The organism is uncultured Plantibacter sp. (assembly GCF_963518075.1).
Lineage (GTDB): Bacteria > Actinomycetota > Actinomycetes > Actinomycetales > Microbacteriaceae > Plantibacter > Plantibacter flavus_A.
In genome coordinates this window covers 107509-124855 of sequence record NZ_CAUQHZ010000007.1, presented here as the reverse complement: position 1 = coordinate 124855, position 17347 = coordinate 107509, and the positions used below count along the sequence as shown (strand labels likewise).

Sequence of the window (17347 nt, the reverse complement as noted above, 5' to 3'; positions counted from 1 at the left end):
GGCGCGTCGCGGGTCCCTCAGCTGGGGACGCCAGCGAGGTCACGGTTGAGTGCTCTGGACACCCGAGCGCCGTTCCCGGCCGCGACGATGAGCTGCTGCGGACCGGGAGGCGTGATGTCGCCGGCGGCGTACACGCCCGGCACGGACGTGCGACCCCAGGCGTCGACCACGACGTACCCGTCGGTGTCGCGATCGAGGGCGAGCCGTTCCAGATATCCGAGGGGCACGGCCCACTGCGGCCGGACGAAGCCGCCGGAGCGTGGGATGAGCACACCGTCGGCGAGGCGGACACCGGTGAAGCCGTCGCGACCGCCCTCGAGCTCCGCGATCACACCGCGCTCGACCCGGATGCCCGCGGAGGCGAGCGCGGCCTCCTCCGGGCCGGTCACGGTGTCGGTCCCGTTCGTGAAGACGATGAGGTCCGACGACCACTGTGCGACGAGGATCGCCCATTCCGCCAGGTCCGCCGTCTCGCCGATGAGCGCGAGCGGCGCGTCGGCCTTCTCGTACCCGTCGCACTCGACGCAGCTGTGCAGATCCGTTCCGTAGAAGGCCCGCAGATTCGTGACCTTCGGCAGCGTCTCCGTGAGACCGCTCGCGACGACGACCGTCCGGGTCACGACGTCGCGATCCGGCTCGCCGCGAACCCCCTGAGCGACGACGTGGAAGCCGTCAGCAGTCGGCTCGATCGACTGCACGGACGCGAACTGGACCTCCGCGTTCGCGTACGCCGCGACCTCCTCGCGCCCCATCCGCCGGAGATCCAGCGGAGCGATGCCGTCGCGGGTGAGGAAGCCGTGCGAGCGCAGCGTCGCAGCGTGCCGTGGGCGATTGCCGTCGAGCACGAGGATGCGCCGACGCGCGCGCGCCAGGTTCAGCGCGGCCGAGAGCCCCGCGGGTCCCGCGCCGACGACGACGACGTCGTACGAGTCGCTCATGACGCGAGGTGCGCGGAGAGCCGATCGAGTCGCGTGATCGATTCCGTCTTCCCGAGGATCTCGAGCGACTCGAAGAGCGGCGGGGAGATCCGACGCCCGGACGCGGCGACACGCAGCGGGCCGTAGGCGATACGGGGCTTCAATCCGAGGCCCTCGATGAGCGCGCCGGCGAGCGCGTCCTGGATCGAACCGGCCGCCCACTCCGACTCGGGGACGAGCTCGAGGGCACCGATGGACGCGGCGAGCACCTCGCCGGCGTTCGCCGGAAGACCCTTGAGCGCGTCCTCCTGGTACTCGAGCTCCGCGGCACCGCGGAACAGGAAGCCGAGGAGCGCGGGGACCTCACCGAGCAGCGCGATGCGCTCCTGGACGAGCGGGGCGGCCTGCTCGAGCACGGCCTGCTGCGCCTCGGTGACCGGCTCGCTCACCACGCCGGCCTCGACGAGGTACGGCGTGATGCGGCCGAGGAAGTCGGCCGGCTCCAGCAGTCGGATGTGGTCGCCGTTGATCGACTCCGCCTTCTTGAGGTCGAAGCGGGCCGGGTTCGGGTTGACGTCGACGACGTCGAACGCGGCGATCATCTCGTCGATCGAGAAGACGTCGCGGTCGCCGCTCAGCGACCACCCGAGCAGCGCGAGGTAGTTGATGAGCCCCTCCGGCACGAAGCCGCGGTCGCGGTGGTGGAAGAGGTTCGCCTCCGGGTCGCGCTTCGAGAGCTTCTTGTTGCCCTCGCCCATGACGTACGGCAGGTGACCGAACCGTGGGACGAAGGTCGTGAGGCCGATGTCGATGAGCGCGTGGTACAGCGCGATCTGCCGCGGCGTCGACGGCAGCAGATCCTCACCGCGGAGGACGTGGGTGATCTGCATGATGGCGTCGTCGACGGGGTTCACGAGCGTGTAGAGCGGCTTGCCGTTCGGGCGCACGAGGACGAAGTCCGTGAACGACCCGGCCGGGAAGGTGATCTCACCGCGCACGAGGTCGTCGAAGCTGAGGTCGTCGTCCGGGACCCGCAGACGGAGCGCCGGCTCGCGGCCCTCGGCTCGGAACGCGGCGCGCTGCTCGTCGGTGAGGTCGCGGTCGAAGTTGTCGTACCCGAACTGCTTCGGCCGGCCAGCCGCCTCGTTGCGGGCGTCGATCTCGTCGGCGTTCGAGAAGCTCTCGTAGAGGTGCCCGGCAGCCGTCAGCCGCGCGATCACGTCGGCGTAGATGTCGCTCCGCTCGGACTGCCGGTACGGCGCGTGGGGTCCGCCGACGCCGACGCCCTCGTCCCAGTCGAGCCGCAGCCACGTGAGCGCGTCGACGAGCTGCTCGTAGCTCTCCTCGCTGTCGCGAGCGGCATCGGTGTCCTCGATGCGGAAGACGAGCTTGCCCCCCGTGTGCCGGGCGTACGCCCAGTTGAACAGCGCCGTGCGGACGAGACCGACGTGCGGCGTGCCGGTCGGCGACGGGCAGAACCGGACGCGGACGTCGGTGCCGGAAGCCGTGGAGAAGGGGTGCGTAATCGTGTCAGACATCGCCTGTCATCTTAGTCGCGCCGCCCAGGGACGCGGCGATCCGCAGGAGTGCAGCGACGGCGGGGATGCGGTCCGCGTGCTCGGCGCTGACGAGGTGGAGCGCCCGGTCGTCGTCGTTGCGCGTCGGCAGCACGACCACCTCGGTCGGCAGCTGCGCGGCCGCGAGCGCGAGCGTTGGTAGCAGGGCGACGCCGAGCCCGGCCGCCACCAGGGCGGTGACCGCGATCGCATTGTCGGTCTCGTGCGCGATGACGGGCTCGAAGCCGCTCGACCGGCAGAGGCCGAGGAGATGACCTCGGCAGCGCGGACAACCCGCGATCCAGCGCTCGCCGGCGAGCGCCGCGAGGTCGACCTGTCGGTCACCGGCTCGAGCGTGGCCGACCGGGAGCACGAGACGCATCGGGTCGGTTCCGAACCGGCGCACGCGGAGCCCGGCCGCGCTCTCCCGATGCGGGTCGTCCGGGTCGTCCGGGTAGCTGAAGGTGATCGCGACGTCGGCTTCACCGGCACGGACCGCGGCGACGGCCTCCGGCGGTTCGGCCTCGACGAAGGAGACCCCGATCCCCGGATGCTCGTCGGCCAGGCGAGCGAGGAGCTGCGGCACGAGCATCGACGACGCCGAAGGGAAGGCGACGAGGCGCACCCGACCATTCCGCAACCCCGCGAGTGCCGCGACCTCCTCGGAGGCCGCGCGGACCGCTCGGTCCACCGCCACCGCGTGTCCGGCGAGGATCGCACCGACCTCGGTGAGGCGGACGCCCCGACCGACGCGCTCGACGACCGGCATGCCGAGCCGCCGCTCGAGCCGGCGGAGATGCTGGCTCACCGCTGGTTGGCTCGAGCCGAGCGCGTGCGCGGCGGCCGTGATCGACCCGGTCGAGGCGATGGCGCCGACGACGAGGAGGGAACCGGCGTCGAGGGCCGAAGACGAGGGCGGAGGTGAGAGGGTGGACATCCTCGAAGGATAATCCTTCGTTATGGTTCTCATCGAGAGCCGGTCCTTGTCGCATGGATACCCGGCGAAGAGACTGGATGCATGAGCACCCTCAGCCTCCAGGAAGCCAGCGGATCCTTCCCATCCGCACCCGGCTACCTGGCCGCCTGCACGCTGGGACTGCCGACCATCGGCACGACGGACGCCGTCATGGCCGACCTCTCCGCGTGGCAGGCTGCTCGAACCGATGCAGCCGCCTACGGCGCCGTCGTCGAGCGCGTGCGCTGTTCCTTCGCCGAGCTGGTCAACGTACCCCTCCGCTCGGTCGCGATCGGATCCCAGACCTCCGCCATGGTCGCCATGGTCGCGGCATCGGTGCCGGACGGCGCCGAGATCCTGTGCGTCGAGGGCGACTTCAGCTCGCTCGTCGCCCCGTTCCTCATGCAGGCGCACCGCGGCGTGCGTGTCCGCCACGCACCGCTCACCGAACTCGCCGCCCACATCGACGCCTCGACCTGGCTCGTCGCCTACTCCGCGGTGCAGTCCGCGACCGGAGCGGTCGCCGACGTGGTCGCCATCCGTGAGGCGGCGGCCGTCCACGGCGCGCTGACGCTCAACGACCTCACCCAGGCCGCGGGGTGGCTCCCCGTCGACGCCTCGGCCGATGACATCACCGTGTGCCACGCCTACAAGTGGCTCTGTGCGCCGCGAGGTGTGGCGTTCATGACGGTGCGCGACGCGGTGTCGGACCGCCTCCGGCCGAGCCAGGCCGGTTGGTACTCGGGCGACGACGTCTGGTCGTCCTGTTACGGACCGTCGTTGCATCTCGCCGAGAGCGCTCGACGGTTCGACGTCTCCCCCGCTTGGCAGGCCTGGGTCGGCGCCGAGCCCGCCATCGCCCTCTTCGCGGCGGTCGACGCCGTCGCCGTGTACGAGCACGACACCCGGCTCGCAGCATCGCTCCGGGCGGGCATCGGCGAGAGCCGGTCGCTCCTGACGGGAACGGCCTCGGCGATCGTGACGTGGACGGACCCCGATGGACACGACCTCCGGGCGCTGCAGTCGGCCGGGATCACCGCATCGGGTCGCGCGGGCCGTGCGAGGGTCGCGTTCCATCTCTGGAACACCGACGACGACGTCGCCGCTGCGCTGACCGCTCTCGGCCAGCGCAGCTGACGCGGGTCAGGGCCGGCGGCCGGTGTTCCGGAGGATGCCGATGCCCGAGACCTCGACCTCGACGACCTGCCCGTCGGTGAAGGGTCCGACGCCGGCCGGGGTCCCGGTCAGGATGACGTCGCCCGGGAGGAGCGTCCAGACGGCGGACGCGTACTCGACGATCGCACCGATGGAGTGCACCATGTCGGAGAGCGGGGCGTGCTGGCGGACCTCACCGTCGACTCGGGTCTCGATCGTCGCGCCGTCGAAGGAGAACTCCGTCTCGATGTAGGGGCCGAGCGGGCAGAACGTGTCGAAGCCCTTCGCCCGGGCCCACTGACCGTCGGACTCCTGGAGGTCGCGGGCCGTGACGTCGTTCGCGATCGTGTAGCCGAAGATGACCTCGTCGGCACGCTCCGCGCTGACGTTCTTGGCGACGCCGCCGATCACGATGGCGAGCTCACCCTCGTAGTCGATGCGCTCGGACTGCTTGGGAAAGACGACGGCGTCTCCCGGCCCGACCACGGAGGTGTTGGGCTTCAGGAAGAGCAGCGGCTCGGTGGGAGCCTCCCCGCCCATCTCGGCTGCGTGATCGTGGTAGTTCTTGCCGACGGCGACGACCTTGGAGCGAGGGATGACCGGCGCGAGCAGGACCGCATCCGCGAGCGGGACACGCTCCCCCGTCGGTTCGAAGCCCGAGTAGAGCGGATCGCCGTCGAGGACGACGAGATCCGCATCGTCGATGATGCCGTAGCGGATGGCCTGATCGTGACTGAAGCGAGCGATTTTCACCAGCCCAGCCTATCCCGAGGTGCCCCGGCGACACGGAAGCCCCGCACGAGGTGCGGGGCTTCCCAGGCTGCTCGGAGGCTACTCCGCGTCGAGCCGCGTCATCCACCCGTGACGGTCGGGCAGGCGGCCGTACTGGATGTCGGTCAGTTCCTGACGCAGCGACATCGTGAGTTCGCCCGCCGGAGCGTCGGCGTCGCCCACGGTGAAGTCCTTGGCCTTCAGCTGCGCGATCGGTGTGACGACCGCAGCCGTCCCGCAGGCGAACACCTCGACGATGTCGCCGCTCTCGACGCCTTCGCGCCACTCGTCGATCGTGACCCGACGGCACTCCACCCGGTGTCCACGGTCCTCCGCGAGCTGCAGGATGCTGTCGCGGGTGATGCCCTCGAGGATCGAGTCCGACTCCGGCGTGACGAGCGTGCCGTCGCGCTTGACGAGGACGACGTTCATCCCGCCGAGCTCTTCGATGTAGGTCGCCTCCTGTGCGTCCAGGAAGAGCACCTGGGCGCACCCGTGCTCGTACGCCTCGGCCTGCGGGAGCAGGGAGGACGCGTAGTTGCCGCCGGTCTTCGCCGCCCCGGTGCCGCCCTTGCCCGCACGGCTGTAGTCGGTGGACAGCCAGATGGACACGGGGGTGACGCCGCCCGTGAAGTACGCGCCGGCCGGGCTGGCGATGACGTAGTAGTTGACCTTCTTCGCCGGGCGGACGCCGAGGAAGGCCTCCTTGGCGAACATGAACGGTCGCAGGTACAGGCTGGTCTCCGGCGCGGACGGCACCCAGGCGCCGTCGACGGCGATGAGCTGCTTGATCGACTCGACGAAGTACTCGACCGGGAGCTCAGGCAGCGCGAGCCGCTTGGCCGAGCGCTGCAGGCGGCGGCCGTTGGCGTCGGGGCGGAACGACCAGATGGAGCCGTCGGCGTGACGGTACGCCTTCAGTCCTTCGAAGATCTCCTGGGCGTAGTGGAGGACGGCGGCGGCCGGGTCGAGCGAGATCGGACCGTACGCCTGGACCCGCGGGCGGTGCCATCCACCGCGCTCGGACCAGCAGATGTCGACCATGTGGTCGGTGAAGTGCTGCCCGAAGCCCGGATCGGCGAGGATCACGTCGCGCTCGGCGTCGGGGACGGGCTGCTCGTTGGGGGTCACGGTGAAGGCGAGCTCGCGCTGCGCCATGGGGAGGTTGATCGTCATGATGGTGTCTTCCGTCGTGATCTGCGTGTCTGGTGGGCGTCTACCGGTTCGCCGCGAGGGCCGCGATCGCATCGCCGACCTCGGTCGTCGTGCGTGCTGCGCCGGTGCGGGCGGCGATGTCGGCGGTGACGGCAGTGGCGACTCGCGCCGCCTCCGTCTCGAGCCCGAGATGCGACAGCATCAAGGAGACGGAGAGGATGGCGGCGGTCGGGTCGGCCAGCTGCTTCCCGGCGATGTCGGGCGCCGATCCGTGGACGGGCTCGAACATGCTCGGGTACGTGCCGTCCGGGTTGATGTTTCCCGAGGCCGCGAGTCCGATGCCGCCGCTGATCGCGCCGGCCAGATCGGTGAGGATGTCGCCGAAGAGGTTGTCCGTGACGATGACGTCAAATCTAGCAGGATCCGTGACGAGGAAGATGGTGGCCGCGTCGACGTGCAGGTAGTCGACCGCGACGTCGGGGAACTCCGCGGACACCGCGTCGACGACACGCTTCCAGAGCGACCCGGCGAAGACGAGGACGTTGGTCTTGTGGACGAGGGTGAGCTTCCCCCGACGCGCGGCCGCGGCGGCGAACGCATAGCGCACGACCCGCTCCACCCCGTACGCGGTGTTGACCGACACCTCGTTCGCGATCTCGTGCGGCGTGCCCTGGCGGATCGCTCCGCCGTTGCCGACGTACGGCCCCTCCGTGCCCTCGCGGACGACGACGAAGTCCACGTCGCCGGGCTCGCTCAGCGGGCTCGGGACGCCCAGGTACACGACGGTCGGGCGCAGGTTGACGTAGTGGTCGAGGCTGAACCGGAGCTTGAGGAGCAGCCCTCGCTCGATGTTCGCGTTCACGAGCCGGGGGTCGCCGGGCACGCCGCCGACCGCTCCGAGGAGGATGGCGTCGTGCGAGGCGATCGCGGCGAGGTCCGCGTCGGTCAGCACGTCGCCCGTCTCGAGGAACCGGCCGGCGCCGAGCGAGAAGGGCGTCTGCTCGAACCGGACGTCGCCACCCTGCACCGCCGCATCGAGGACCTTGAGCGCCTCGCCGACGACCTCGGGACCGATCCCGTCGCCGGGGATGACTGCGAGCTTGACGGTGCGGGACATGCGACTCCTGAGGATGCGACGACGGTGTGCGCCCAGCTTAACGCCTCCGACCTCGGGCGGATCGTGCCACCCGTCTCCGGGTGGCACGATCGACAGAGCGCTACCGGACCCGGCGCAGACCGATCGCCGCGACGAGCATGGCGGCCACGATGAGGCCGACGCCGATCCACGCTGCGACACCGACACCGCTGTCGAAGGCGTGCCGCGCGGAGTCCATGAGTGCACCCGCGAGGTCGCCGGGCAGCTGCGCGGCGACGTTCGCCGCACCACCCAGGGTCTCCCCCGCCGCCTGCTGCTGCGCAGCGGTCAGTCCGTCCGGCAGGACGACCGACGATCGGTAGGAGGCGGTGAGCACGGTGCCGAGCGTCGCCGTGCCGAGCACCGCGCCGAGCTCGTACGCGGTCTCGGAGACACCGGACGCCGCGCCGGCCTTCTCCGGCGGCGCACTCGCGATCACGAGTTCGTTCGACACCGTCTCGGCGGACCCGATGCCGAGCCCGAGGGCGACGAACGCGAGACCGATCCCGAGGGCCGACACGTCTCCCCCGGTGATCGCGATGGAGGCGTATCCGACGGCGGAGACGACGAGTGCGATCGGGACCACGATGCCCGGACGGACCCGCTTGGAGATCGGCACGATCACGAGGCCGGCGATGATCATCACGATGAGCCCGGGGAGCAGGACGAGCCCGGCGTCGAGCGGCTGCAGGCCCAGCACCAGCTGCAGGTGCTGCGACACGAAGAACAGCCCACCGACGAGCGCCGTCACGCTCAGCAGGTTGATGACCACGGCGCCGCTGAACGAGGCCCGCCGGAACAGGCTCAGGTCGAGCAGCGGGTGCTCGAGGCGGAGCTGACGACGGATGAAGAGGACGCCGCTGACCACGCCGACGACCATCGAGACGACCGTGAGCACGTCGAAGCCGGCTTCCGCCAGGTGCTTGATGCTGAACACGAGTGGCGTCATGGTCAGGAGGATGAGCAGGATGCTCGGGACGTCGATGCGTCCGGGGTTCGGGTCCTTCGACTCCGGGATGAGGAAGGGCGCGAGGACGACGAGCGGCAGGAGGACCGGTACGGCGAGGAGGAACACCGCACCCCAGGCGAAGTGCTCGAGGATGATCCCACCGACGATCGGCCCGAGCGCGCTGCCGGCGGCGAACCCGCTGGCCCAGACGGCGATGGCGAACCGTCGCTGGTCGCGGTCGAGGAAGATGTTCCGCAGCAGCGAGAGCGTCGACGGCATGAGCATCGCTCCGAAGAACCCGAGCGCCGCCCGAGCCGCGATGAGGAGCTCGGCGCTGGGCGCGAACGCCGCGGCGACGGAGACGACACCGAATCCGACGGAGCCGATGAGCAGGAGGCGACGACGACCGATACGGTCGCCGAGGCTGCCCATCGACACGAGCAGGCCGGCGAGGACGAGCGGGTAGACGTCGACGATCCAGAGCAGCTGCGTGCCGGTCGGGGTGAGCGCGCTCGAGATCGCGGGCAACGCGAAATTGAGGACGGTGTTGTCGACCGACACCAGCAGGACGGGGAGCATGAGGACGGCGAGCGCGAACCAGGCTCGCCGGCCGGCACGGGGAGCGGCGACGGCGGTGGGTTCGGTGGCGGTGGACACGGGGACCTCTTTCACAGCGTGGAGAACGGCGCCGGTCGGGCGCCGCCTGCTCGACTATACCGTCCAGCCGGTATAGTATCAATCCGAATCCGACGAGCCGAATACGATGGAGCCATGGCGAAGCAGACCGCAGCCCGAGAACGCGTCCTCGACGCCTTCGCCGAACTCCTCATCGAGCAGGGTGAACGCGCCGCCACCCTCGACGCCGTCGCCGCGGCGGCCGGCGTCTCCAAGGGCGGTCTGCTCTACCACTTCGGCAGCAAGGAGGCCCTCGTCGACGGCCTCATCGAGCGGCTCTCAGACATGAGCGAGGCCGACACGGCGCGGATGCTCACGGCCCCGGAGGGTGTCGTCGAGTACTTCGTGCGGACCTCCGTCGACTGCGGCACCCCGTTCGACCGGACGATCATCGCCGTCGCGCGGCTGGCGCAGGGACAGCACGCTCAGGCGAGCGAGGCGATGGCGGACATCCGCCGGAGCTGGTTGCGCACGGTGGAGGACGCCGTCGGCGATCCCGACACCGCCCGCGCGATCGTGTTGATGTCCGACGGCCTCTACGCCAACACGGCGCAGCTCGGCATGGGGGTCAGCGATCCCGATGAGGGCAGCGACGAGTCGATCGAGCGGCTCCTGGCCGTCATCGCGCGACTGCTTCCCGCCGGCGGTCGCTGAGCCGCGACCCCCGCCGGGCGTACCGAAGCGGCGAAGGCGTCTCGGCGTCGGCGTCTCGACCTAGCGACGACGATGCCCCGCACCGGTCGGCACGGGGCATCGGGTCGCAGCGGCGGTCGGGCTACTGCTCGGTGATGTCGATCTCGCGGAGCAGCGTCGCGTCGATCGTCTCGCGGATGACCTCGAGGACGTCGTCTGCGACCGGTGAGTCGACCGTCAGCACGCTCAGCGCAGGGCCGCCGGCCTCGTGACGGGCGATCTGCATGCCCGCGATGTTGATGCCCGCCTCGCCGAAACGCTGACCGTAGACGGCCACGATGCCGGGCCGGTCGGTGTAGACCATCACGATGTGGTGCTTCGCGAACGGCACCTCGACGTCGTAGCCGTTGATCTCGACGATCTTCTCGGTCTGCTTCGTGCCCGTCAGCGTGCCCGACACCGAGATCTGCGATCCGTCGCTGAGAGCTCCGCGCAGCGTGATGACGTTGCGGTACTCCTCGCTCACCTCGTCGGTGAGCAGGCGCGTGACGACACCGCGCTGCTCGGCGAGCAGCGGAGCGTTCACGTACGAGACCGTCTCGCTGACGATGTTCGTGAAGATCCCCTTGAGCGCGGCCAGCTTCAGCACGCTGACGTCGTACCCGCTCAGTTCGCCGTGGACCTCGACGTCGACGCTCGTGAGCGATGAGGTCGACAGCGCGGCGAAGACCTGCCCGAGCTTCTCGACGAGCGGGATGCCGGGACGGACGTAGGGGTCGATCACACCGCCGGCGACGTTGACCGCGTCCGGGACGAGTTCGCCGCCGAGCGCGAGGCGCACGGACTTGGCGACCGAGACGCCGGCCTTCTCCTGCGCCTCATCGGTGGAGGCACCGAGGTGCGGCGTCACGATGACGTTCTCGAGCCCGAGCAGCTTCGTGTCGGTGGGCGGCTCGCTGACGAAGACGTCGAGGCCGGCACCGGCGATGACGTTGTTGGACAGCGCCTCGTACAGCGCGTCCTCGTCGATCAGGCCGCCTCGGGCGACGTTGACGACGTAGGCCGTCGGCTTCATCAGCGCGAACTGTGGGCCGGCGATCATGCCCGTCGTCTCCGGCGTCTTCGGCATGTGGATCGTGATGAAGTCGGACTGTGCCAGCAGCTCGTCGAGCGTGACCAGCTGCACCCCGAGCTGCTGCGCGCGAGCGGACGTGATGTAGGGGTCGTACGCGATGACGTTCGTGCCGAACGCCTGCAGACGGGCCGTGATGAGGGCACCGATACGGCCGAGGCCGATGATGCCGATGGTCTTCTCGTACAGCTCGGTACCCGTGTACTTGGACCGCTTCCACTGCCCCTGGGCGAGCGCTGCGTGCGCGGCCGGGATGTGGCGGGCGAGGCTCAGGATGTGCCCGACGGTGAGCTCGGCCGCGGAGATGATGTTCGAGGTCGGCGCGTTGACGACCATGACCCCGGCCGTCGTGGCCGCCTTGATGTCGACGTTGTCGAGACCGACACCCGCGCGCGCGACGACCTTCAACCGGGTGGCCGCCTGGATGGCCTCTTCGTCGACCTTGGTCGCGGATCGGACCAGGATGGCGTCGGCGTCGGCGATCGCCGCGAGCAGAGCCGGGCGGTCCGTCCCGTCGACGGAGCGCACGTCGAAGTCGGGCCCGAGGGCGTCGACGGTGGCTGGTGAGAGTTCTTCGGCGATCAGTACGACCGGTTTCGACACGGAACGGTTCCTTCGCAGTAGCAGTGGGGTGGGCAGCGCGTCGGTGTCCGGCGGCCATCGCAAGCCTATCGGAGGCGCACCGGGCGCTTCGTCGTGTGACGAGGCGGCGGCCGGGTCAGACGGAGAGGTCGATCAACTGCTGGGCGCCGAACATCGCGAGGACCGACAGCGAGATCGGCGCGACGACGCACAGTGCGACGAGGTAGCGCACGGCCTGCTCGCCGAGCGACCGGTCGCGACCGGTCCAGCAGGCGATCGCGAAGGCCACGATCGGCAGGAGCAGGCCGCCGATGAGGACGACCCAGCCGAGCGGCAGGACCGGCACGGCGAGGCCGTTCGCCGTTCCGACGATGCCGACGAGGTTGCCGACGGCCTCGAAGACGTCATAGGCGAAGAACAGGCCGAACAGGACGGCGATGGACCAGCTGAGCCAGCCGGGCCGCTCGGCGGCGGGTTTCGACACGGGGTCCGCGGTGGTGGAGGGCATCAGGGTCACACTCCTCGGAGGAACGGCCAGGGCAGGATGAGCACGACACCGAGCAGGAGCATCGCGATCCTGACGACCGGCCTGCCGCCGCGGGTCAACCAGAGGGTCGCCGCCATCCAGACGGGTCCCGCGGCGACCGCGAGTCCCTGTCCGAGATCGAACATGAATCGGCCGACCGCGTCGCTCGGGACGGCCGCGTCAGGACGGAACGCCGAGATCAGCCAACCGACGCTGTACAGCAGGAAGACCCCACCGAAGATGCCCAGCGTGACGAGCATGACCGAACTCATCTGCTCGCGGTCTCCGGCGGCAGCCTCATCCGCGACCCCATCGGTCGGCTTCGCGACGTCGACCTCGACATCGGCGGCCACCGGTTCCGCGGTCGGACGTGCGGGCTCCGAGGCCGACGGGACCGCCGCGGTCGCCCGACCACGCGTGATCGGCTCCTGTGATGCGGGCTCGAGCGTGGTCCGGTCGCCGGAAGCCGAGGTGTCGAGCGTCGGATCGTCGTCGCCCGCCCAGCTCAGCGCGTCTTCGTCCCGCGGCTCAGTCATACCGCCAGCCTATCGCCGCCGGGCCGACCGTCGAGCGCGGCGATCTGCACTCGACGGAGCAGAATTGCCTGGTGAACCCGTTCCCGCTCCTGCAGTCCGTCCTGACCATCGTCCTCGCGATCATGTTCATCGGCATGGGAGTCCTCCACTTCCTCCCGGGACCGGCGAAGACCATGGCCGCGATGATCCCGGGACCCTTCCGGAACAGCACCATCACACCGCGGATGCTCGTCGTCTTCACCGGTGTGTGCGAGATCGCGGGCGGCGTCGGCCTGCTCGTCCCACCCACCAGGCTCGCCGCAGTGGTCTGCCTGATCGTGTTCCTCGTCGCGGTGTTCCCGGCGAACGCCGCGGCCGCACGCCAGCCCGAGCGGTTCGGTCGCCTCGCCGTACCGTTCGTCCCACGACTGATCGGTCAGCTCGTGCTGATCCTCGCCCTCGTCATCGTGGCGCTCTGATCGCTCGATAGGACCGATCGACGATCCTCTCGGTGGCGACGGATCTCAGACGGCGACGGCAGCGCGCCTGGCCGCGGCCACCGCGCGAGCGACGGTCGTCGCGTCCGTGATGTCGTAGCTCGGCGACCCTCCGCCGGGGCCGGTCTCGGTGACCCGGCCGGCACGACGACGGGCGGACAGGTGCACCGCGTCGACACCCGCCCGGGCGAGGGCGGGGATCGCATCTATCGTGACGCCGCCACCGGCCATGATCTGCATCGAGCTGTCACCCTTCGAGGCCATCTGCGCGAGCTTCTCCGCGCCGTCGATACTCGCGCGCGCGCCGCCGGAGGTCAACAGACGGTCCACACCGGCGTCGCGCAGCTGGTCGGCGGACCGCACGGGGTCGGTCGTGGCGTCGACGGCCCGGTGGAACGTCACGGCGAGCGAGCCCGCAGCCTGACGCAGCTGAGCCAGCGCCTCCAGGTCGATCGTCCGGTCGGACCGGAGGGCGCCGACGACGATGCCCGCAGCACCCGCGGCCTCGAGCGCGAGGATGTCGCCGGACATGACGTCGATCTCCGCGGGCGAGTAGACGAAACCACCCTCTCGCGGACGCACGAGCACGTGCACGAAGTCGCTGAGCCCGGCTTCGTCCGCAGCACGGACCGCCGCCATGACCAGTCCGATGGAGGGGGTGAGCCCACCGGTGCCGAGGGCCTGGCACAACTCGACCCGCTGGGCTCCCTCGCGGATGGCGATGCGGACCCCCTCCACGTCCTGGACGGCGATCTCGACGGCGACTGGCGACTGGAGGCTCATTGGACCCATTGTTCCAGTGATCCGCTCGAGCCGAGGACGCGCACGCCGCTGCGCTACTTGTCCGTGCCCTGCGACACCGAACCCTGCAGCTGTCGCTGGAAGATCAGGTACACGATGAGCACGGGGACCACGGTGATCACGGACGCCGCGAAGAGCGCACCGAAGTCCACCGAGTACCCGGCCTGGGCGGCGAACGACGCCATCCCCTGCGTCAGGACGTAGTTCTGCGGGTTCGAGTTGAGCGCCACGGGCAGGAGGAACTGGTTCCACAGCCCCACGAAGTTGAGGATCGCAACGGTCGCGAGCCCCGGCCTCGCCATGGGCAGCATCACCTGGAAGAAGGTCCGCCACTCCCCTGCTCCGTCGATCGCGGCCGCCTCCGCGATGGAGACCGGCAGCGACTTGAAGAACGAGAACAGGAAGAACACCGTGAACGGGAAGGCGAACGCCGCGTACGTGAGGATGAGTCCCGGGAGCGAGTTGAGCAACCCGAGGCTCTGCAGCACGAAGAACAACGGCACGATCGCGAGGAACACGGGGAACGTGAGGCCGGCGAGCATCAGGTAGTAGATGGCCCGGCTCCCGAAGAAGCGGAACCGCGCCAGCACGTACGCACACATCGAGCCGAACAACATGGTCACGATGAGGGCGCCGAACACCACCACGATCGAGTTCAGGAAGAAGCTCCCGATACCGGCCGTCGTCCACGCGTTCACGTAGTTGTCGAAGTTCCATGTCGACGGCAGCGAGAACGGCGAGGCGAAGATCTCGGAGCTCGTCTTGAACGACGACATGACCGTCCAGAGCAGCGGGACGACGACCACGATCGACCAGATGATGAGCACCGTGTGCGATGCCGTCCCGACGACGCGGTCGCCCGTGGTCGGCTTGCGGCTAGCCGGTATGCGCGTGCCGGTTCCGACGACCGCCGGGTTCGCGGTCGTCGCCGTGGTCTGGACGGTCATTCCGCCACCCCTTCATCGTTGCCGCCGGTGAGTCGGCTGACCAGGAAGACGACGCCCGCGAACATCAGGGTGACGAGCGCGAGCACGACTCCCATCGCACAGGCGTAGCCGAACTGGCCCTTGGTGAACGCCGTCGTGAAGAGCTGCTGCGACATCACGAGCGTCGTGTTGGACGGGCCGCCGCCGGGATTCAACGCGGCCATGTACACAAATGCGTCGAGGGCGAGGATGCCCATGTAGATGTACGCCGTCTGGATGTTGTCCCGGATCAACGGGATCGTGATCGTGAGCGCGGTCCGCAGGCGACCCGCCCCGTCGATCCGTGCCGCCTCGTAGACCTCGGCCGGCACGCCCTTGATCGCGGCGATGAAGAGCACCGTGTAGAACCCGATGAGTCCCCAGACGATGACGAACATGGTCGCGATCATCGCCGTGTCCGGCGAACCGAGCCAGGCGAAGGACGTGAACTGGTCGAGCCCGATGCCGGTCAGGAAGCCGTTCAGCAGGCCGGACGACGGGTCGTAGATCTGCTTCCAGATGAGGCCGATGACGATGGCCGGCACGACGTACGGGAAGAAGGTGATCACGCGGTACACGCTCGAGTTGCGGAGGCCGCGGATCGGACCGTTGCTCGGTCCACCGATCGTGATGAGGGAGGCGAAGAGGAACGCAATCCCGAGGGTCACGAGCGGCAGGACGATCGCGAGCGCGACGCTGTTGCCCATGGACTGGAGGAAGGTCTGGTCCTGGAAGAGCTTCGTGTAGTTCGAGAACCCGACGAAGTCCATCCCCGGGGAGAACCCGGACCAGTTCGTCAACGAGTAGTACGCCGCTTGCGCGAACGGCGACACCACGAAGACGACGTACCCCACCACCGGCACGATCAGGAAGACCAGGAAGAACGTGACCCGGTCGAACGTGAAGTCCCGGCGGCGCAGCCGCCGGGCGGCGGGAGGGGTAGCCCCTCCCACCTTCCCGAGCGGTGTGCCGACAGCCGTCATTTGACGGTGACCTTGTCCACGGAGTCGTCGTTGCGGACCTTGTCGGAGATGTCCTGCATGCCCTTGGTGAGCGTGGCGACGTCGGAACCGCCCTGCAGGAACGTGTTCCACAGAACGAGGAGGTCCGTGTTGAGCCCGTAGAGGTCGATGAAGTTCCACGAGAACACATCGGAGCCGGCGTCGTTCAGCATCTTCACCTGGGACACGAGCGCCGTCGAGCCGAAGCCGTCCTCGGGGATCGTGTCCTTGACGATCGTCGACGAGAAGGTCGTCTTGGCGAAGTTCACCGCGGCGTCGTTCGACAGCATGGCCCGCAGGAACTCCTTGCCGCCGCCGACGTTCTTGCCCTGCGACGGGACGATGAAGCCTTCACCCGCGGTGCTGTGGAGCGCCGTGTACGGCAGGGCCGAGTTCGCGGTGACGGTCGGCTCCGGGGCCCCCGTCATCTTGAACCCGTCCTTCGTCTGGGTCTTCATCTCGTTCTCGATCCAGCCACCCGAGGGGTAGAGGATGAAGTCCTCCGAGTTGCTCCACTGGGCCTGGGCCGCGGTGAACTGCGTCCCCGCACCGCCGGGCTTGATGTAACCGGCGTCGACGATCTGCTTCATCGCGGTGAGCACGTCCTGCACGGCCGGCTTCGACCAGCAATCGGCTTCGAGGTTCTCGAGCGCGAGACGGACCTCGTCGCCACCCTCCTTGATCGCCGAGGCAATCGCCATCGTGAGGTAGTAGGTGGCCGCCTCGGTGCCCCAACCGAACAGGTATTTGCCCTGCGCTTTGGCCTTCGCACCGAGGTCGAGCGCCTCGGCCCAGGTCTTCGGGGGCGTCCAGCCGTTGGCCTCGAAGAGTGCCGCCGAGTACCAGATCGCGTAGACCGTCAGCACGTAGTTCAACTGCACGAACTTGCCGTCGAAGGTGCCCGGCTCGACGACACCCGGGTACAGGGTGTCCTTGATGACCTTGCCCTCGTAGTTCTTCGCCTCGATGACGTCCGTCAGGTCGGCGAGCTGCTCGCGGATGGTGTTGATGCCGATGAGGCCGGCACCGCTGTTGTCGATGACGTCCGGCGGGTTGCCGGCGACGAACCGCGGCTGGAGGGTCTGCGCGATGTTCGTGGCGGCCGTGACCTTGACGGTCGAGCCCGCCTGCTGCTTCTCGACGAGCTTCCCGGCGAACTCGGTGTACTCGATGCCGTACCCGCCCTTGAAGATGACGGCGTCGACGGTCGAGTTGGCGGCCATCCCGAACGGGTTGTCGGCCGAGACCGGTCCGCCGGTGGTCGTCGCCCCGCCTCCGCCGCCGACACAGGACGCGAGCGTCCCGCCCAGCGGGAGGAGGATCGCGGTCGCGAGTGCTCCTCGCAGGAAATCGCGGCGTTGGAGCGTTGCTGGCTGCTTGTCCATCGGTCTACCTTCCAGTGATTCGAGTGTTGCCCGGGTGTGGTG

17 protein-coding genes are annotated in these 17347 nt (G+C 69.2%); 3 read left to right on the top strand and 14 right to left on the bottom strand.

The window, feature by feature from the left end; all coding sequences use genetic code 11:
- Positions 1–17 precede the first annotated feature (17 nt).
- Genes RWN05_RS10460 through RWN05_RS10450 form a run of 3 tightly spaced genes read right to left on the bottom strand, consistent with a single transcriptional unit; the run spans position 18 to position 3410 of the window.
- Positions 18–938, bottom strand: a complete 921-nt coding sequence (locus tag RWN05_RS10460) for an NAD(P)/FAD-dependent oxidoreductase (protein WP_314139453.1) — start codon at positions 936–938, stop codon at positions 18–20.
- A complete protein-coding gene (gene gltX / locus RWN05_RS10455) occupies positions 935–2455 on the bottom strand; it encodes a glutamate--tRNA ligase (RefSeq protein WP_064296263.1) in 1521 nt (506 codons plus the stop codon). The genes RWN05_RS10460 and gltX overlap by 4 nt, the downstream gene beginning before the upstream one ends.
- Positions 2448–3410: a LysR family transcriptional regulator gene (locus RWN05_RS10450; protein WP_314139451.1), complete on the bottom strand. Its 963-nt coding sequence runs from the start codon at positions 3408–3410 to the stop codon at positions 2448–2450. The genes gltX and RWN05_RS10450 overlap by 8 nt, the downstream gene beginning before the upstream one ends.
- An 81-nt stretch (positions 3411–3491) precedes the next feature.
- On the opposite strand from RWN05_RS10450, the gene RWN05_RS10445 reads away from it, so the two are divergent.
- Positions 3492–4565, top strand: a complete 1074-nt coding sequence (locus tag RWN05_RS10445) for an aminotransferase class V-fold PLP-dependent enzyme (protein WP_314139450.1) — start codon at positions 3492–3494, stop codon at positions 4563–4565.
- A 6-nt stretch (positions 4566–4571) separates the two neighbouring features.
- Here RWN05_RS10445 and RWN05_RS10440 read toward each other — a convergent pair whose 3' ends face one another.
- The 4 genes from RWN05_RS10440 to RWN05_RS10425 form a co-directional block, all read right to left on the bottom strand.
- Entirely contained in the window at positions 4572–5336 is a 765-nt protein-coding gene (locus RWN05_RS10440; protein ID WP_314139449.1) for a fumarylacetoacetate hydrolase family protein, read from the bottom strand.
- A gap of 78 nt (positions 5337–5414) precedes the next feature.
- Positions 5415–6530 carry a branched-chain amino acid aminotransferase gene (locus tag RWN05_RS10435; protein WP_399542930.1) on the bottom strand — a complete coding sequence of 372 codons (1116 nt, stop codon included), beginning with the start codon at positions 6528–6530 and terminating at the stop codon, positions 5415–5417.
- Between the two features lie 40 nt (positions 6531–6570).
- Positions 6571–7626, bottom strand: a complete 1056-nt coding sequence (locus RWN05_RS10430; RefSeq protein WP_314139448.1) for a 3-isopropylmalate dehydrogenase — start codon at positions 7624–7626, stop codon at positions 6571–6573.
- Positions 7627–7726: 100 nt separating this feature from the next.
- Positions 7727–9250, bottom strand: a complete 1524-nt coding sequence (locus RWN05_RS10425; protein WP_240555727.1) for an MFS transporter — start codon at positions 9248–9250, stop codon at positions 7727–7729.
- A 114-nt stretch (positions 9251–9364) separates the two neighbouring features.
- Between RWN05_RS10425 and RWN05_RS10420 the strand changes: the two genes are divergently transcribed.
- A complete protein-coding gene (locus RWN05_RS10420; RefSeq protein ID WP_079002204.1) occupies positions 9365–9922 on the top strand; it encodes a TetR/AcrR family transcriptional regulator in 558 nt (185 codons plus the stop codon).
- Between the two features lie 121 nt (positions 9923–10043).
- Here the strand turns inward: RWN05_RS10420 and serA are convergent, their stop codons facing one another.
- From serA to RWN05_RS10405, 3 genes are all read right to left on the bottom strand, one after another.
- Positions 10044–11636, bottom strand: a complete 1593-nt coding sequence (serA, locus tag RWN05_RS10415; protein ID WP_071260923.1) for a phosphoglycerate dehydrogenase — start codon at positions 11634–11636, stop codon at positions 10044–10046.
- Between the two features lie 115 nt (positions 11637–11751).
- Positions 11752–12123, bottom strand: coding sequence for a bacitracin resistance protein (locus tag RWN05_RS10410; RefSeq protein WP_314139446.1), 372 nt, complete (start codon positions 12121–12123; stop codon positions 11752–11754).
- A 5-nt stretch (positions 12124–12128) separates the two neighbouring features.
- Positions 12129–12677 carry a hypothetical protein gene (locus tag RWN05_RS10405; RefSeq protein ID WP_167620400.1) on the bottom strand — a complete coding sequence of 183 codons (549 nt, stop codon included), beginning with the start codon at positions 12675–12677 and terminating at the stop codon, positions 12129–12131.
- A 71-nt stretch (positions 12678–12748) separates the two neighbouring features.
- Here RWN05_RS10405 and RWN05_RS10400 point away from each other — a divergent pair, with 71 nt between their 5' ends.
- Positions 12749–13135 carry a DoxX family protein gene (locus RWN05_RS10400; RefSeq protein ID WP_240555725.1) on the top strand — a complete coding sequence of 129 codons (387 nt, stop codon included), beginning with the start codon at positions 12749–12751 and terminating at the stop codon, positions 13133–13135.
- Between the two features lie 45 nt (positions 13136–13180).
- On the opposite strand, the gene RWN05_RS10395 is transcribed toward RWN05_RS10400, so the two are convergent.
- The 4 genes from RWN05_RS10395 to ngcE are packed head-to-tail and all read right to left on the bottom strand — an operon-like array spanning position 13181 to position 17305.
- The gene (locus RWN05_RS10395; RefSeq protein ID WP_079002200.1) at positions 13181–13936 is read right to left on the bottom strand and encodes a copper homeostasis protein CutC; all 756 of its coding nucleotides are present in this window, start codon (positions 13934–13936) and stop codon (positions 13181–13183) included.
- Positions 13937–13989: 53 nt separating this feature from the next.
- Entirely contained in the window at positions 13990–14901 is a 912-nt protein-coding gene (locus tag RWN05_RS10390; RefSeq protein ID WP_079002199.1) for a carbohydrate ABC transporter permease, read from the bottom strand.
- Positions 14898–15902 carry a carbohydrate ABC transporter permease gene (locus RWN05_RS10385; protein ID WP_079002198.1) on the bottom strand — a complete coding sequence of 335 codons (1005 nt, stop codon included), beginning with the start codon at positions 15900–15902 and terminating at the stop codon, positions 14898–14900. The genes RWN05_RS10390 and RWN05_RS10385 overlap by 4 nt, the downstream gene beginning before the upstream one ends.
- On the bottom strand, positions 15899–17305 hold the full coding sequence (ngcE, locus tag RWN05_RS10380; RefSeq protein WP_064296252.1) for an N-acetylglucosamine/diacetylchitobiose ABC transporter substrate-binding protein: 1407 nt from the start codon (positions 17303–17305) through the stop codon (positions 15899–15901). The genes RWN05_RS10385 and ngcE overlap by 4 nt, the downstream gene beginning before the upstream one ends.
- Between the last annotated feature and the right edge of the window lie 42 nt (positions 17306–17347).

Bases quoted from the DNA above. Each gene is read 5' to 3' on its own strand.
- RWN05_RS10460 (WP_314139453.1), bottom strand. From the start codon at position 938: ATGAGCGACTCGTACGACGTCGTCGTCGTCGGCGCGGGACCCGCGGGG.
- gltX (WP_064296263.1), bottom strand. From the start codon at position 2,455: ATGTCTGACACGATTACGCACCCCTTCTCCACGGCTTCCGGCACCGAC.
- RWN05_RS10450 (WP_314139451.1), bottom strand. From the start codon at position 3,410: ATGTCCACCCTCTCACCTCCGCCCTCGTCTTCGGCCCTCGACGCCGGT.
- RWN05_RS10445 (WP_314139450.1), top strand. From the start codon at position 3,492: ATGAGCACCCTCAGCCTCCAGGAAGCCAGCGGATCCTTCCCATCCGCA.
- RWN05_RS10435 (WP_399542930.1), bottom strand. From the start codon at position 6,530: ATGACGATCAACCTCCCCATGGCGCAGCGCGAGCTCGCCTTCACCGTG.
- RWN05_RS10430 (WP_314139448.1), bottom strand. From the start codon at position 7,626: ATGTCCCGCACCGTCAAGCTCGCAGTCATCCCCGGCGACGGGATCGGT.
- RWN05_RS10420 (WP_079002204.1), top strand. From the start codon at position 9,365: ATGGCGAAGCAGACCGCAGCCCGAGAACGCGTCCTCGACGCCTTCGCC.
- RWN05_RS10410 (WP_314139446.1), bottom strand. From the start codon at position 12,123: ATGCCCTCCACCACCGCGGACCCCGTGTCGAAACCCGCCGCCGAGCGG.
- RWN05_RS10405 (WP_167620400.1), bottom strand. From the start codon at position 12,677: ATGACTGAGCCGCGGGACGAAGACGCGCTGAGCTGGGCGGGCGACGAC.
- RWN05_RS10395 (WP_079002200.1), bottom strand. From the start codon at position 13,936: ATGAGCCTCCAGTCGCCAGTCGCCGTCGAGATCGCCGTCCAGGACGTG.
- RWN05_RS10390 (WP_079002199.1), bottom strand. From the start codon at position 14,901: ATGACCGTCCAGACCACGGCGACGACCGCGAACCCGGCGGTCGTCGGA.
- RWN05_RS10385 (WP_079002198.1), bottom strand. From the start codon at position 15,902: ATGACGGCTGTCGGCACACCGCTCGGGAAGGTGGGAGGGGCTACCCCT.
- ngcE (WP_064296252.1), bottom strand. From the start codon at position 17,305: ATGGACAAGCAGCCAGCAACGCTCCAACGCCGCGATTTCCTGCGAGGA.